At 56.1% G+C, this 16266-nt stretch carries 14 protein-coding genes; 4 read left to right on the top strand and 10 right to left on the bottom strand.

Going from position 1 to position 16266, the window contains the following annotated elements:
* Nucleotides 1-2: 2 nt before the first annotated feature.
* Nucleotides 3-1016, bottom strand: a complete 1014-nt coding sequence (locus AAGD24_RS18445; RefSeq protein WP_379865896.1) for a histone deacetylase family protein — start codon at nt 1014-1016, stop codon at nt 3-5.
* 170 nt (nt 1017-1186) lie between these two features.
* Here AAGD24_RS18445 and AAGD24_RS18440 point away from each other — a divergent pair, with 170 nt between their 5' ends.
* Entirely contained in the window at nt 1187-2641 is a 1455-nt protein-coding gene (locus tag AAGD24_RS18440; protein WP_379865895.1) for an NAD-dependent succinate-semialdehyde dehydrogenase, read from the top strand.
* On the opposite strand, the gene AAGD24_RS18435 is transcribed toward AAGD24_RS18440, so the two are convergent.
* Both AAGD24_RS18435 and AAGD24_RS18430 read right to left on the bottom strand, forming a co-directional pair.
* Nucleotides 2638-3069, bottom strand: coding sequence for a hypothetical protein (locus tag AAGD24_RS18435; protein WP_007153831.1), 432 nt, complete (start codon nt 3067-3069; stop codon nt 2638-2640). The genes AAGD24_RS18440 and AAGD24_RS18435 overlap by 4 nt on opposite strands.
* A 14-nt stretch (nt 3070-3083) precedes the next feature.
* Entirely contained in the window at nt 3084-4280 is a 1197-nt protein-coding gene (locus AAGD24_RS18430; protein WP_379865893.1) for a hypothetical protein, read from the bottom strand.
* A 312-nt stretch (nt 4281-4592) separates the two neighbouring features.
* Here AAGD24_RS18430 and uvrD point away from each other — a divergent pair, with 312 nt between their 5' ends.
* On the top strand, nt 4593-6758 hold the full coding sequence (uvrD, locus tag AAGD24_RS18425) for a DNA helicase II (protein ID WP_379865891.1): 2166 nt from the start codon (nt 4593-4595) through the stop codon (nt 6756-6758).
* A 270-nt stretch (nt 6759-7028) separates the two neighbouring features.
* Here the strand turns inward: uvrD and AAGD24_RS18420 are convergent, their stop codons facing one another.
* Genes AAGD24_RS18420 through AAGD24_RS18410 form a run of 3 tightly spaced genes read right to left on the bottom strand, consistent with a single transcriptional unit; the run spans nt 7029 to nt 9642 of the window.
* The gene (locus AAGD24_RS18420; RefSeq protein WP_007153834.1) at nt 7029-8294 is read right to left on the bottom strand and encodes an MFS transporter; all 1266 of its coding nucleotides are present in this window, start codon (nt 8292-8294) and stop codon (nt 7029-7031) included.
* Complete coding sequence (locus tag AAGD24_RS18415; protein ID WP_379865889.1) at nt 8291-8896, bottom strand: 2-hydroxychromene-2-carboxylate isomerase; 606 nt, start codon at nt 8894-8896, stop codon at nt 8291-8293. The genes AAGD24_RS18420 and AAGD24_RS18415 overlap by 4 nt, the downstream gene beginning before the upstream one ends.
* Before the next feature lie 11 nt (nt 8897-8907).
* Nucleotides 8908-9642 carry an SDR family oxidoreductase gene (locus AAGD24_RS18410; protein ID WP_379865888.1) on the bottom strand — a complete coding sequence of 245 codons (735 nt, stop codon included), beginning with the start codon at nt 9640-9642 and terminating at the stop codon, nt 8908-8910.
* 112 nt (nt 9643-9754) lie between these two features.
* Between AAGD24_RS18410 and AAGD24_RS18405 the strand changes: the two genes are divergently transcribed.
* Together AAGD24_RS18405 and AAGD24_RS18400 are read left to right on the top strand one after the other, a co-directional pair.
* Nucleotides 9755-10258, top strand: a complete 504-nt coding sequence (locus tag AAGD24_RS18405) for a winged helix-turn-helix transcriptional regulator (protein WP_379865886.1) — start codon at nt 9755-9757, stop codon at nt 10256-10258.
* A 417-nt stretch (nt 10259-10675) separates the two neighbouring features.
* Entirely contained in the window at nt 10676-11863 is a 1188-nt protein-coding gene (locus tag AAGD24_RS18400; protein WP_379865885.1) for a Fic family protein, read from the top strand.
* Between the two features lie 141 nt (nt 11864-12004).
* Here AAGD24_RS18400 and AAGD24_RS18395 read toward each other — a convergent pair whose 3' ends face one another.
* From AAGD24_RS18395 to arsH, 4 genes are all read right to left on the bottom strand, one after another.
* Nucleotides 12005-12397 (bottom strand): helix-turn-helix domain-containing protein, encoded by a 393-nt coding sequence (locus AAGD24_RS18395; protein WP_007153839.1) that lies wholly within the window; start codon nt 12395-12397, stop codon nt 12005-12007.
* A gap of 19 nt (nt 12398-12416) precedes the next feature.
* Nucleotides 12417-13769, bottom strand: coding sequence for a type II toxin-antitoxin system HipA family toxin (locus tag AAGD24_RS18390; RefSeq protein ID WP_379865884.1), 1353 nt, complete (start codon nt 13767-13769; stop codon nt 12417-12419).
* A gap of 671 nt (nt 13770-14440) precedes the next feature.
* On the bottom strand, nt 14441-15508 hold the full coding sequence (gene arsB, locus AAGD24_RS18385) for an ACR3 family arsenite efflux transporter (RefSeq protein ID WP_379865882.1): 1068 nt from the start codon (nt 15506-15508) through the stop codon (nt 14441-14443).
* Nucleotides 15509-15518: 10 nt separating this feature from the next.
* Nucleotides 15519-16235, bottom strand: coding sequence for an arsenical resistance protein ArsH (gene arsH / locus AAGD24_RS18380; RefSeq protein WP_007153885.1), 717 nt, complete (start codon nt 16233-16235; stop codon nt 15519-15521).
* Between the last annotated feature and the right edge of the window lie 31 nt (nt 16236-16266).

Raw genomic sequence — 16266 nt, 5'->3', positions numbered from 1 at the left:
GCCTACCCTTCCAGTCCCTTAAAGAACTGCTGCACGTTGGCGCTCAGAGCTTCCAAATCGTAACCGCCTTCCTGCACAACCAGGGTGGGCAGGCCGGTGCGACGGATGTCAGAGCCCAGGCGACAGAAGCCTTCGGAGGAAACCGATACCTTGGCCTGGGGGTCGTTGTGGTAGATGTCGAACCCCAGGGTCAGTATCAGCACGTCTGGCTGGAACAGACGGATGGCCGCCAGTGCCTCATCGAGTTTGGCGAAGAAATCTTCCTCCGAGGCGCCATGGGGCATCGGCAGGTTGATGTTGTAGCCCAGTCCCTCGCCTTCACCGCGCTCGTCTTCATAGCCACTGACCACCGGATAGAAGTTGGTAGGGTCACCGTGAATCGACACGTAGAGAACATCGCTGCGGTCGTAGAAGATTTCCTGGATGCCCTGGCCGTGATGCATGTCGGTGTCCAGTATGGCGATCCTGGGATAACGGGGTTTCAAATGTTCGGCGGCAATGGCGGCATTGTTGAGGTAGCAGAAGCCGCCGGCGGCATCCTTGCGGGCGTGGTGGCCTGGTGGGCGACACACCGCGTAGGCGTGGCGCTCGCCGGCAACCAGGGCGTCAGCGGCGCCCAGCGCTGTCTGGGCCGACCAATAGGCGGCATCCCAGGTGTTGGCTCCGATGGGGCAGCTACCATCGGCTTGGTAGCGGGCAGCTTCCGCCAGAATGCCTTTAAGGGCGTTTGGTGACCGAACGAAGATATTGGAAATCACTTCGTCACCCCAGTCTTCCATCTTCGACCAACGACGGTGGGCAGACTCCAAAAAGCGCAGGTAGCCCAGATCGTGGACCTTTGAAATCGCACCGGCACCCTGGTCTGCCGGCTGCAATACCGGAATGCCCATGGCCTTCAGACCTTCCAGCATTTGAGCGGTGCGATCAGGAACTTCCTGGGGCTGACGCATCTGGCCGCGGGTGAAGTAGGTCTTGGGAAGATGCTGATCCTGCGAGGGATGAAAAAACGCCTTCATGTTCCTGCCTCCTGATAATGACATGTTCGAGTATAGGCCCCCGCCGGCGCTGGTCAAAACACCATGGTCTGACTTTACAGTGGCGGTTTCTGCATCCACTATGAGAGACATATCACACTGACGCAAACCCCAATTCATACATTCCGAGAACATTGTTGAAAGGAGCCGAGATGATCGAGTCACCACTGCTTCCCAAGCTGACTGGCTACATCGGCGGTCGCTGGTCTGAGTCGCCGGACGGTAACACCTTCGATGTCTATAACCCGGCCACGGGTGAGGTGGTTGCCAGTGTGGCATCGATGTCCGAAAACGAAGTGTACAAGGCAGTTGAAGCGGGCAAGTCTGCGCTTCGTTTAACCAGCCCCTATTCCATCGAAACCCGTCGCAAGTGGCTGGAAGATATTCGTGATGCACTCAAGGCCAATAAAGAGGAAGTGGGCCGTATCCTGTGTATGGAGCACGGCAAGCCGTTGAAGGAAGCGCAGGGTGAAGTGGACTACGCCGCCGGGTTCTTCGATTACTGCTCCAAACACATCCAGGCACTGGACGCTCACACCATTCCCGAAAAGCCGAAAGACTGTACCTGGACGGTGCACTACCGCCCGATTGGTGTTACTGGCCTCATCACACCCTGGAACTTTCCCATTGGCATGATCGCCAAGAAGCTGTCCGCCGCCCTGGCGGCCGGTTGCCCGTCGGTGATCAAGCCGGCCAGCGAAACGCCGCTGACCATGATTGCGCTGTTCGCGCTGATGGACAAACACGTCGATCTGCCAGACGGCATGGTCAACCTGGTGATGGGCAAGGCCAGTGTGATCGGCAAGGTGCTGTGCGAAAGCCCCGACGTGCCCATGCTCAGCTTCACCGGTTCTACCGAAGTGGGCCGCAAGTTGATACTGGATACGGCCGACCAGGTGAAGAAGCTGGCCCTGGAGTTGGGTGGCAACGCACCGTTTATTGTCTTTGACGATGCGGACCTGGATGCCGCAGCCGATAACCTGATCGCCAACAAATTCCGGGGTGGCGGACAGACCTGTGTCTGCGCCAACCGGATTTTCGTTCACGAGAAAGTGGTGGATGAATTCGGTCAGAAACTTGCCGACCGGGTCAATCGCATGACCGTGGGTAATGGTTTGACGGAAGACGTTGACCTCGGCCCGCTGATCAACAAGGCCGGGTTCGACAAAGTGAAGCGCCACGTGGAAGACGCCCTTGAACGGGGCGGGGAGCTGGTAGCTGGCAAGAAGCCGGCAGATCTGGGGGATGGCCACCTGTTCTTCCCGCCGACGGTCATTTCCGGCGTTACCCGGGACATGTGCTGTTCCCGTGAGGAAACCTTCGGCCCGCTGGTGCCCATGGCCACCTTCCGCACGGAGGAAGAAGTCATCGATGCCGGTAACGACACCGAATTCGGTCTGGCTTCCTATGTGTTTACTGCAGATGCGGAACGCGCCCAACGTGTAGCCGCCGGGCTGCGCTTTGGACACTGCGGCTGGAACACCGGTACCGGCCCCACGCCGGAAGCGCCGTTCGGTGGCATGAAGGCGTCCGGCATCGGCCGCGAAGGTGGTCTGGAAGGCCTGTTCGAATTCGTTGAGGCCCAGACCGTCCCGCGCGGTTTCTAGGGTTCCGGCGTCAACAGGACCTTCACGGAGTCGTCCACCAGGGTGGAATCGAGATAGCCGATACTACCCAGGGTGGATGACACCACGCTCTTCATGCTGTTCGCCGAGGATACCTCCCTCGGCGGATGCCCCTTCCCGGTCAGAACCTGCCGCGACCAGAACGACTTCAGCCAGGCGTCATTGCGCTCGGTGATCAGGTCATTGAACTCATCCCGCATGCTGTTACCCGCTGGAAGCTGGAATGCGACCACGCGCTGGCCGTCAGGCATTCGTGAGCTGCGGTTCAGGTAAATGTCCTTCACCTGCTGCACGGTGATCGAATCCGGGCCACCGTGGTGGCCGATGATCACCAGTTCCGCCCGGGAGACGCTGCTCAACAGGCATAACGCGATGAGCAATGCGGGCAGGGATACGCGTCGAATCGCCATGGTGTCCCTCCTGATCAGAATGCGGCATCAAGCCGGACGGTGTATACGTCGGTGCTGTTGAATCGGCCGCCGGGATTGCCGGCCAGGGCATCCAGCTGGTTGCCAATCAGGCCCCCGGTGGTCTTGCCAAAGCCCCGGGCGTGGGTCCAGTCCACCTTCATGGCAACCGAGGTGGTCATGTCCCAGCGGAATCCCAGGCTGTAGGCCTGGCGGCGTACGTCCAGCACCTCAAGCGGAGTGCCGTCGCGCTCGTAATTGTCCTGGCTTTCGACCCAGGAGGCGGTGACATACGGAGTGACTTCTTTTATCCGATAGCCGAGAGTGATGTAGGCGGAGTCCGTGTCCTGGTAAAAGCCGTCCACTTCAACCCGTGTCAGTTCCGACATCAACAGCCAGCTGCCATCGTCATAGGACAGGCCCAACCCCATGAATTCCGTTTTCTCTTCGTCACCCAGCGGTGGTGTTCCGCCGATGGTGGCTTCCGCACGGGCGTAAACGCCCCGGAAGGTCCACAGGTAATTGGTCCAGTTGGCGGTCAGGCCGGTTATGTTGCGCAGTTCCACGCTCACGCTCCGGCCGAGGGAATCGGCATCGTCGTCCAGGTGGCCGGCAAAAGCGCGGGCCTGGATAGAGGAACTGGAAAGGTTCAGCGTGTAGGTCGCGTCGGCACCCAGGTAGCTGCGGACCGGCACCGGGTCGTAGACCGCCTCGGGCGGGCGAGCCCAGGGTTGACCATAGCCGATTTCCAGAGTCTCGGACTCCATGAACAGCGGCAGGCGCATTTTACCGGCTCTCAGTTCGGAGCCATTGGCGAATTGGTGGCGCAGGTAGCCCCATTCCAGTTCGGTGTCCCAATCCTCGTTGCCACGGGACACCAGCTGCATGACCGCGTCGGTGTTGCGGCCCAGGGCAAAGGTGGTCTGCAGGCCAAACAGGCTGAGAGTCTCAAGGTCGGATTGTTCCGTTGCCTCGTCGTAACCGGCATCGTTGTTGGCACGGGTATAACCAGTGCTGAAAAAGCCGTTGAGGCGGACCTTCTCCAGGCTGGATTCGGTCATCTGCTTCTGCATGGAATCCAGCCGCTGTTCCAACTGGTCAATCCGGTCGCTATCATCAGCCATGGCCGGTAACGACAGGGTTGCGGTCAGTGCGAGGGCGGTAAAGGCAAAACGGGGGGTAAAACGGGTAGTGCTTCGGTATACGGAGTACATCGTACATCATCTCCTTTGATGTCTGGTCGCAAGATGCGGGCGCCTTCCTGGCTTCAGGGGAGTTATTCCTTGCCCCTGCAAATTGTTTGGTGCGGGAAAACGGTGGCCAGCGGAGGAACAGAAGGTTCTTCCGGGCAACCCGCGGCGGGGAGTATACCCAAGTTGACGCCAGTTTCATAAAAAGTGTTCACATTTTCTGTATCGGCACCTTACATGTGTGCGGTAAACCCAACACACCCCCACCCGGCAAACCCTCCTTTCTCCTGTTATAATTCCGCACCTGTTCATTTAACCAGTAGCGACCGGATCTCTATGGATGTCTCCCACATTATCGACGCCCTGAACGACGCCCAACGTGAGGCGGTGACGGCCCAGAACGATCATTTGCTGGTGCTGGCTGGCGCGGGCAGTGGCAAGACCCGGGTGCTGGTGCACCGGATTGCCTGGCTGATGCAGGTGGACAAAGTACCGCCGACGGGCATCCTCGCGGTGACCTTCACCAACAAAGCGGCGAAGGAGATGCGTTATCGCATCGAGCAGATGATGCACATTCCGGCCCGAGGTCTCTGGTTTGGCACGTTTCACGGTATTGCCCACCGGTTGCTCAGGGCCCACTACCAGGACGCCGGCCTTCCAGAGAACTTCCAGGTGCTGGACAGCGACGACCAGTTGCGTCTGATCAAGCGCGTGATGCGTGAACTTGAGATTGATGAAAGCCGCTGGCCGCCGAAGCAGGCCCAGTGGTTTATCAACGGCCAGAAAGATGAGGGGCTGCGGGCGGAACACATCCAGGAAAACCCCGGCGACCATTTCACCAGCACCATGCTGACGGTTTACCGCCAGTACGAGAAGCTCTGCAATCTCAACGGGCTGGTGGATTTCGGCGAGCTGTTGCTGCGCTCCCACGAACTCTGGCTGCATCGCCCGGAGTTGTTGAGCCATTACCAGAGCCGGTTCCAGCAGATCCTGGTGGACGAGTTCCAGGACACCAACACCATTCAATACGCCTGGCTGCAGATCCTGGCGGGAAACCGGGTGCCGCTGACGGTGGTGGGGGACGACGACCAGTCCATCTACGGCTGGCGGGGCGCGAAAATCGAAAACATCCAGCAGTACCAGCGGGACTTTCCTAACGCCCGCATGGTGAGACTGGAGCAGAACTACCGCTCTACCCAGATGATTCTGAAAGCTGCCAACGCGGTCATCGCCAACAATCAGGGGCGCTTGGGCAAGGAGCTGTGGACTGATGGAAAAGATGGTGAGCCCATCAGCCTGTATGCTGCTTTCAACGAGCAGGATGAAGCCAACTACATCGCCGACACCATCAGCAGTTGGGTCAGTGAGGGCAACCTGCGCAGCGAGTCGGCGATTCTCTATCGTTCCAATGCCCAGTCCAGGGTGCTGGAAGAATCCCTGATCCGACAGGGCATTCCTTACCGGGTTTATGGCGGCCTGCGATTCTATGACCGTCAGGAAATCCGCAACGCCATCGCCTATCTGCGTCTGGTGCACTATCGCCGGGACGATGCGGCCTTCGAGCGGGTGGTGAATATCCCGGCTCGAGGTATCGGTGCCAAGAGCCTGGCGGATATGCGCGCGTTCGCCACTGAACGCAGTATCTCCTTGTGGGAGTCTGCCGAGCGATTGCTGGAAGCCGGGCAGGTCAAGGGCCGCGCCAAAACCGGTCTGCAATCCTTCATGGGCATCATCGAACGCCTGACGGAGATGGTGGACGACGCCTCCCTGCACGGGTTGATGAAGAGCACTCTGGATCTCAGTGGCCTCCGGGATTATCACGCCAACGAAAAGGGTGAGAAAGGCCAGGCACGGGCAGAGAACCTGGACGAACTGGTAAACGCGCTGTCGGACTTCGAAGCGGAGGAGGGCGTTGACCCGCTATCGGAATTCATTGCCCAGGCGGCGCTGGATGCCGGCGAGGCCCAGGCGGAGGCCAACGAAGACTGCGTCCAACTGATGACCTTGCACTCTGCCAAGGGCCTGGAATTTCCGTTGGTGTTCCTGGCGGGCGTGGAGGAAGGCCTGTTCCCTCACAGTATGTCTCTGGAAGAGCCGGGGCGGATGGAAGAAGAGCGGCGCCTGGCTTATGTGGGCATCACCCGGGCCATGCAAAAGCTGGTGCTTACTTACGCCGAATCCCGCCGTTTGTATGGTCAGGAGAAATTCCACGCGCTGTCGCGCTTTGTTCGCGAGATTCCCGGTGACTGCATCCAGGAAGTGCGGCTGCGCAACACGGTCAGCCGGCCAGCCATGATGGCCCGGCCCAATGAGGGCCTGTTCAGCCAGGAGCCGGACGTTGGAACGGGTTTCAGCCTGGGCCAGCGGGTACGCCATCCCAAGTTTGGTGAGGGTATTGTGATGAACAGCGAGGGCAGTGGTCACCATACCCGGGTGCAGGTGAACTTTGATGAAGGGGCGAAGTGGCTGGTGTTGGCCTACGCGCCGTTGGAGGCATGCTGAGATCGGGAGTCAGCTTTGTTTGCCAAAACTGATAGTTCGGGAGTTGGCCCAGGCACGCGGCGGCCTTTCCAAAGAAGTGTTCGAGCCATCTTAGGTCGCTTATCTTCAGGCATCCATTGCTCCACAAATTTGTTTAAAGGCTATCCCGTACCTGCGCTGGTGGTGGTTAAACCATAGCTTTCAACCAAGAAATTGGCTGCCAAAACCATCGTCGCCCACTTGAGACTCTGCTGCGAGCATTCTCAGAAAGATAAATGAGGCAAGGCTGGATCAAGTGGCCAGCGCTGTCTTGTCTCGCTGGGACCAAGGATACTCCTTAACCGGCAAGTGAATGACCGCTGAGATAGCTCCCACTCCCACGCCAACCCACCAAACCAGGGTGTAGTCGTTGTAGATGTCATACATTGCACCGCCCAGCCAAACACCTAAAAACCCGCCTAACTGATGGGAGAAGAATACCAGGCCGTAGAGCGTGCCCATGTATTTCAGGCCGTAGATATGAGCTACCAACCCCGATGTCAGCGGTACCGTGGCCAACCAGAGCGAACCCATGGCAACGGAAAACAGCACCACCGTTTCCGGGGTGATCGGCGTCATGATAAAGGCCGCCGAAACGAGCGTTCTCAGCAGGTAGACGCTGGCCAGCAGGTATTTTCGGGAGTACTTGTTTCCCAGCCAACCAGCGCACAGTGTTCCGCCAATATTGAACAACCCAATCAGTGCGATGGAAATGGCGCCAAGACCGGAAGCCGATGTCACCCCGAGTGTGTAGAGTAAGCTGTTCGGGGCAATCGGGCCGCACATTTCCGTAATGAAGGCCGGGAAGTGTGCAGTGATAAAGGCCAGTTGGTAGCCGCAGGAAAAGAAACCGATAAAAATAAACAGGAACGACGGATCTCGCACCGCACGCTTGATGACAACACCCATGGGTTCTTCGTCCCCCGTGGGCTTCTGTGGCTTCGGTGCTCGCATGAGCAGCAAGGCCATCATGGAAAGCATGATAAAGCCTGCGCAGGCAATAAAAACCGACTGCCAGGGCATCTCGCTAAGGAGAGCGTTTGCCACGGGTGGGCCGACGATCTGGCCGGCAGAACCTGCGGCCGTTGCAATCCCGAGCGCCATCGATCGGTGTTTGTCTGAAGCCGCACGCCCGACGACTGCCAGGATGACCCCAAACCCCGTACCGGCAATGCCGAAACCGACCAGCATTTCCAGCAACTGGTGTTGCCCAGGGGTAATGGCAAATGCTGACAACACCAGCCCGACGACGTAAAAAGCGCCACCGCCCAGAATCGCCTTTCGATCCCCATAGCGTTCCGCGAATGCGCCAAAGATCGGTTGCCCGATGCCCCAGAACAGGTTCTGAATCGCAATAGCGAGTGAAAACGACTCCCTGGGCCATTGAAACTCCAGGGCAATCGGCAACTGGAACAGCCCGAACGATGCGCGAACCGCAAAACTGACCAGAATGATGATGCACCCGGCGATCAGGACAGGATTGATCAACCGATCATAGGTGCCCGGGGAAGCGTTCAAAACTCTGCCCCCTGCCTCTCTGAAAGGTGATTTTCCAACTGTGGCATTCGATCTTGTCCGAAGAACATCTCGTCCCCAACGAAAAACGTAGGAGCGCCAAAGATACCACGCTCCACCGCTTCTTCGGTGAACTGTTTGAGTTCCGCCTTGACGGACGGGGCTTCACAAAGAGCCAGCACCTTGTCGGGATTGAATCCTGCCTGGTACAGCACGTCAGCCGCGACTTCGGGGTCGTTCATGTTCTTCTGATCAACCCACATCGCGCGAAACACCACTTCCAGATACCGATGAAACTCTTGAGCCCCCAAAAAGCCGACAGCACCCCGCATCAGTAGCAGCGTGTTTATCGGGAAATGGGGGTTGAAGTTGAGGGGCACACCGTAAGCCAGAGCGAAACGTTCCATATCCATGCGTGTGTAACGGGATTTCGTTGGATTCATCGCCGGCGACTGGTTGCCGGTAGCTTTGAAGACGCCTCCCAGCAGCATGGGCTTCCAGCGTATGTCTGAGTGTGTTCTTTGAACCAGCGTGGGCAGTTGTGTCCAGGCCAGGTAACTGGCAGGGCTTCCCACATCAAAATAGAAATCGATTACTTGAGTCATGGCGTCACTCCCTAAAAGGTTTCCATCCAGGGCCGGAGGTCCAGCTCATGGGTCCAGCAGTCTCTGGGTTGCTTGTGGAGCTGCCAATACTGTTCGGCAATATGGTCGGGATCGAGGATTCCGCCCTGCGCTTTCAGCGCGTAGCGATCTGGGAAGTTTTCTCGGATGAAGGCTGTATCAATCGCACCGTCGATGATTGAGTGCGCCACGTGAATACCTTTGGGCCCCAGTTCTCTGGCCATACTCTGAGCCAGGGCTCTCAAGGCGAACTTGGCACTGGCAAACGCGGCAAAACCTGGGCCGCCTCGCATGGAAGCCGTAGCACCCGTGAAGATGATGGTTCCCCGGCCCCGCGGCAGCATAACTTTGGCCGCCTCCCTGCCAGCAAGGAATCCCGCGAATGCGGCCATTTCCCACACCTTTCGGTAAACACGTCCGGTTGTCTCGGTAATCGGAAACTGAACATTGGCACCGATGTTGAACACCACAACACCGACGTCACCAATTTCCGACTCAATTTTTGAGAACAGACCGCACATAGCCTCTTCGTCACGAGCATCGCACCCCAGCCCGATGGCCTGACCGCCATTTTCTTCAATCTCCTTGACGAGCGGAGCTAACGCATCCTGATGACGCCGTGTTGCAACAACCACATAGCCTTCTCTGGCAAATCGCTGCGCAATCGCCCCACCAGTCGCATCGCCGGCACCGATCACGACAGCCACTTGTTGTTCGTTATTTGTCATAACTCTTTGCCCTTTGCTACCTTTGGGTTCCTTTTTGGAACTCGCTAATAGTCAGTTCCTTTTTGGAACCTGTCAAGTTAAAATGACGGCGGAATCCACGAGGAGTTAAGACATGCGTTGGGAAGAGCTGGATCAAGAGCCGTGTTCAGTGGCCAGAGCCTTGGCTGTTGTCGGTGATCGCTGGACACTCATTATCCTGCGGGACTGTTTTCTGGGAGTACGTCGATTCGATCAGTTCGAAAGCCGGCTTGGCATTACCCGTCATGTATTAACGGACCGGCTGAAAAAGCTCGTTGAGAACGATGTACTGACCAAAGTTCCGTATCAGGAAAAACCACTTCGAGAGGAATACCGCCTGACCGAAAAAGGACTCGCCCTGCACCCGGTAATCATGTCACTGGTGCATTGGGGCAACACGTACATGACCGATGAGCGTGGAGTTCCCCTCGTGCACATTCATAAAACCTGCGGGCACCGCATGGCTCCGGTGACTACTTGCTCCAAATGCGGTGAGGAGGTAACGGCTCGGGACGTTCGTGTCGAAGTCGGTCCTAATTGGGGGAGAACAGCACGCGATCTGATCCCAAATCGTGCCCTCGGGCAACAGATCAAGTGATGTCATCCCAGTCCGTTTCTTGAACGCTCCGAACGGATGAGTCGACTGCAATGGACTGGCATCGGGCTAGCGTTCCAAGGCACCGCCTTCGCCATATTGGCAGCATCGCCTTTCTGGCTTTTCTGATCTGGCTCTGGCTTAACGGTTGAGCATCTTTCCCTCCATAAAAGATTAAGAGAGCCAAACAAAATTTTGCCGGACAAATTGCCGGTCAATTGGCCGGACAGGAAAACAGAAAATATGACCCGATGAAACTGAGTCCCAAAAACTGGAAATGGTGTCAGCGCCTATTTATACTGGCTTCAAGTAAAAAAATTGCCGTCAGAGGGAGCTCTGTGTCGCTGCTGGAAACCGGACAAATACCCGGACAAACTACCGGTCAGAAACTCAGAATCACCACACGAATTAAGGTATCAGATGACATCCTGGATGAGTGCCGCGCCTTTTGCGCCAAACGAGAAATCCTGTACGAAAGAGGGGCTTCTCGATCTGGCCAGCATCCTGAACAGGAAGGCCGCTCAGGTTGCCGGCCAGCTTGAGCCGGAGACAGCTAATACGTTGCGCCGGCACATGGCTGTCATCAACTCGTATTACAGCAATTTGATTGAAGGCAATCGAACCCTTCCTCACCAGATCCGCGAGGCCCAGCGGGGAAATTTTGAGGACGATCCGGTTGCTCGGGACAAACAGATTGAGTCTCTTGCCCACATCGACGTACAAGCGTGGATAGCTTCTGAGGATCGGAGTCTGGAAGAAGTTATTTCCGTGGACTTCATCAAAGAGCTGCATCGCCGATTCTACAAGGACTTGCCTAGCGACCTTAAAAAGGTCGAGCTGGATGAAACGGGGGAAGTCGCCTGGGTTGAGGGTGGAAAATTCAGGGATCGAGGGGTAAAGGTTGGTCGGCACATACCACCAGACGCCGAAAACCTGGAACAGCTAATGACGCAGTTCTGCAACGAATATAAAAGCGTCAGACACCAAGGTGATCGACGTCTGATCGCAATCGCAGCTGCACACCATCGATTCCTCTGGATCCACCCATTCCTGGATGGCAATGGCCGAGTTGTTCGTCTTTGGACGGATGCGGCATTCCGGGCGGCCGGACTGGAAAGCGTGGGCGTCTGGTGTTTGAGCCGTGGGCTTGCGATTTACTCCGAGAAGTACAAAAGCAACTTGGCTCAAGCTGACGCCGTCCAGCAGGGCCAAACCGATGGCAGAGGCCCGCTCAGTGAGCTTGGTCTGGCCCGCTTCTGTCATTTCGTTCTGGACACCTCCGTTGACCAAGTCAGCTACATTTCAGAACTTCTGAATCTGAAATCGATGAAACGTCGAATCGAAGACTTCGTGGCGAGCAGGGATGACCTGAAACCCGCTTCTATATGGGTTCTGTATCAGGCGTTCATTCAGGGATCGATCTCAAGGTCTGATGCCCTGACATTAACTGGGGAGCGTGATGATCGGACTGCCCGGCGACTGCTTAAAAAGCTTCGCGATCAAGGCTTGCTAGTCGATGCAGACCCAAAGGATAGTCGCTCGCCACTTCTTTGGTCTGTTCCGGAACATGCTGAGCCAGCCTATTTCCCCAAACTCTCACCTCAGTAGGTGGTTCCCGCTTTAACGTCGAAAAGCATCGAAAGGCAAATGTTCGCTTTTTTTATGTGCCCGGAGTATGCCTTGGTCGCAAAGCGAACATTCAGTCGATGTATGAGGGCGTTTCATTTTCAGCACGAACAGTCCGATCATTCAGGTACCAGAGACCGCCCGGTCAATGGCTTCTTTTGCCTCCTTGGGTGAGAGAAAACGTTCCTTATTCCCAGCCGTGGAGGCACTCACTGGCTGAGTTTCACTGCTTCGATTAATCATCCCCATTGTCAGTTGCATACCAAACTTTCGAAGAATCTTATTGAGCGTTCGAACAGTGCCCGACTCTGGGTCCCTCTCAATCGCAGAGATAGTCGTGGCAGAGAACCCCGTAAGTCTTCCGAATTGCTTCTGGTTCAACCCTGTAAACTTCAGGCGAAATCGACGAAGGGCCTGGCCCAGGTGAATTTTTCCGGCTTCAAGCTCTGCAAAGGTCTGCTCTCGAATCAGCGACCGTTCGTTTGGCGTTAGCGGTGTTCGCTTCAATTTAGGCATGCTTAATAACCCCTATATCTCAGCTCGAATACAGCAAGCGTTCCAGCTGATCATGAACCAATTCCGGCTCATTCATCCTGATCGCAATATGGTTCAGCATGGCGTCTGGAGCTCCATGCCTTTTTAAGCCGGCCTTCATGTCCATCAGCTTCAGCAACTCACCTTCCATAATGCTCGCAGCTGCTTTGGTATTAACAGCAAGCTCCTCCAGAATTAGCGAATAATCTGGGTTCCGCCGCTGGTCCCGCAGGTGATGTGGCCACCATGTAGACATCGCGATTGATTCAGGGTCCAACACCATGGGGGCTATGTCATAGGCCGGCGCCAACTCAATTTCATGACCTCGCTTAATCAATGAGGTGTTGCGACCGTGGTTGTCGCGATTACCCGTTGCGGTGTTCAAAACATCTCGAACCAGGTAATCCGCGAGCAGAGCATCTTTGTCCTCGGGCTTGGTCACACAGTTCTGGAGTTTCCGGATCACGTCGACGTGATCCAGCCGAGCACCATCGCCGATCACGCCCATCATCGAATAAACCGACTCTATCCCATGACGCAAGATGCCTTCTTGCCATACTTCTCGGTCAAAACGCGGTAACCAAAGAGCAACATCGCCGTAGATGTCATCGAAAGTCGCCCCAGTGATGGAGTTAAAGCCCTGCTCCTCAAGGAACTGGTAAACGGCGGCCTCGCCCTCAAGTACCCAGATATCGTCGCGGGTCCTCTTTCCCCTCGGAAATTTAACCAGCCAGTGCCGGGCAATCTCCTCGTCGGGAATGGTCCCCTCGAGCGCATACATGCCATCATGGTTTTCGACCAACAAAAGCTTGGGCGCGTCACCCCCAGCGCCCGTTGCGCCGCCAATTGCCACATGCAGGTTGTGAGCATACTGGATAAGGCTATCGGCCCGGGTACACACTTCTTCACGGTCGAATAGGACAACCTCTGACCTCGCAACTTCAGACTCGAAAACTTCCGCCGCTTCTTTAATTCTCAGGTTGCCAACTGGACCGATACACCCTTCAGACAAGAGCTGGTAATCGATTCGATGCTCGGGATCGCGGTCATATCCAAGGCTTTTTACCCAATGTCGGCGACCAGCGCCCTGAGGAATGATGTCTCTTAAGATCGGGACGATCTCACCATTCATGTAGTCGCCAGCCAAAATGCAGGGCAGATTCACTCCCACAGCTGTCCGGTCAATTAAATCCTGATGGTCAATATCTCCAATTCGCTCGAGGGCTTTCAGAGCGTATTCAATGTCATAAGAGAATGTCGGGTTGCCTCTGAGACCTTGGTCCGGGTCTCTGAATTCGATAACGCCGGCATCATGCCACTGGTTGTCCCAGTGAATTTGGAGGGTAAGGCTCATACGCGGCCACCATAAATTGCAAGAATACTTGCAGAATTATTGGTCATCAAGGTATTTATTGCAAGTATACTTATAATCATGGAGTGATTGCACAAAAACCTGACAAGTATTCTTGCAAAATGATTATGGTGTAAAAGGAGAAGAGTGGCCAGCAGGATAATTAACCCCTTTTTTCGTCAGCCATTGATACTGAAGTGTGTCCGCCTATTGGCCAGGTGTTTCTCACGCCATTGGAAATTCCGGCTGTCCTCCGGAATGCTGCTAAGGAGTCGAACTTAACGGCACAACTCAGAAAAGGGTCGTCCAGCGATTGGCTGCGTGGCACAGGCGAAATACCAAGGGTAAAAAACGTTAATCAGCAGCGCGTCTGATACATAAATGATTCGCAGGTTGAGTGGCTGAGACACAAATTAAAGCTACGGTCGCAAAGCGAACATTCAGAAAGTAAACCGCTAATGACAGGGGGTGACCAAACAGCCTTTGAGATGTTGCAAGGAGTTACTAGGGAACTACTCAGTTAACGCTTTTCCCCTAATTTCCACACTACGAGAGCGTTGCTCTCCTTTGCCCGGACAAGCAATTGTCCGGGCCTTTTTTTCATAGGCTAGGAGATCTTGTGCAGTGCGAATGTTCGCTTTTGTTTAAAAGTGGACCTATTGAGCGGCCCCAAACTAGGCCGGAAACCGCCCCCGAGTTTGATTGGCAATCCGAACGAGAACCAGCATCAACGGAACCTCAACCAGAACACCCACCACCGTTGCCAGTGCCGCCCCCGACTGAAGGCCGAACAGGGCAATAGCCGCCGCTACTGCAAGTTCAAAGAAATTACTGGCGCCAATCATGGCGCCGGGTGCTGCGATGCAATGGCGGACTTTCCACAATCGTGCCCAGCCATAGGCAAGGAAGAAGATCAGGAATGTCTGCAGGATTAGCGGCACGGCAATCAACACGATATGCAGCGGATTGTTCAGGATAACTTCGCCCTGGAACGCAAACAGCAGTACCAGGGTGACGATCAGTGCTGCCGGGGTGACCGGCCCAAGGCGCTTCATGAACACCTCGTCGTACCAGGCTTGTCCCCGCCTTGAGATCAGGGCCCGGCGCGTGAGGTAGCCGGCGGTCAGTGGGATGATGATGTACAGCACCACAGATAGAATCACCGTGTCCCAGGGTACCTGAATGTCGGAGATGCCCAGCAGTAACACCACGACAGGCGCAAAAGCGAAGAGCATGATGATGTCGTTCAGGGACACCTGCACCAGGGTATAGGCCGCATCGCCTTTGGTGAGGTAACTCCAGACAAACACCATGGCGGTGCAGGGTGCCGCGCCCAGGAGGATTGCTCCGGCCAGGTACTCATTTGCCAATCCGGGGGCGATCAGCGGCTCGAACACGACCATCAGGAAAAACCAGGCAATAGCGAACATGGTGAACGGCTTGATCAGCCAGTTCACGATGGTGGTGATGGCGAGGCCTTTTGGTTCCTTGCGCACGCCCACCACCGTGCTGAAATCGATCTGGGCCATCATCGGGAAGATCATGGCCCAGATCAGAATGGCGATAGGGATCGACACCTGAGCATATTCGAAGCGGGCCAGAGTTTCCGGTACCGAGGGCGCCAGTTGGCCGAGGGTTACGCCGGCGATGATGGCCAAGGCGACCCAGATGGACAGGAACCTTCCGAACAAATCCATGCCACCGCTGGTGTCTTCGTTAGTCACTTCCGTATGGGCGCTCATGATCTACCCCTTACATGGACCGTTGATTGACGCGTTTTGAAACTTCATCGGCGCTTTCCACTCGCTCGGAATAGCGGTCCGTCAGGTAATCGCTACGGTCCCGAATCAGCAGGGTGAACTTCACCAGTTCCTCCATCACGTCCACGATGCGGTTGTAATAGGGGGAGGGCATCATACGATCGTGCTCATCGAATTCCGTAAACGCCTTGGGTACCGACGACTGGTTGGGGATCGTCACCATCCGCATCCAGCGCCCGAGTACTCGCAACTGGTTCACCGCATTGAATGACTGGGACCCTCCACACACCTGCATCACCGCCAGGGTTTTGCCCTGAGTCGGGCGCATGCCGCCGATGGATAGGGGAATCCAGTCGATCTGGGTTTTCATGATGCCGGTCATCGCGCCGTGGCGCTCTGGCGAGCACCACACCATGCCTTCCGACCACTGGGCCAGCTCCCGCAATTCCTGAACCTTGGGGTGGGACGCGTCTTCGGCATCGGCGAGGGGCAGGCCGCGGGGGTCGAATACACGGGTTTCTGAACCCATGGCTTGCAACAACCGAGCGGCTTCCTCAACGGCTAGACGGCTGAACGAGCGCTCCCGCAGTGAGCCGTACAGCAACAGTATCCTTGGCGGATGTGAAGAAGGGGGTGTTGCAAAAACTTGCTCTTCAGTTGGTTTGCGGAACTGGTCCCGGTCGATATTGGGGAGGTTATGGGCGCTCATTGTAATGAAAGGGTCCTTTACTCGTTAAAAT

The organism is Marinobacter sp. M5B, from assembly GCF_042604615.1.
Lineage (GTDB): Bacteria > Pseudomonadota > Gammaproteobacteria > Pseudomonadales > Oleiphilaceae > Marinobacter > Marinobacter salarius.
Note: the sequence above shows the minus strand (reverse complement) of the source record. Positions and strands in the feature narration are given on the sequence as shown.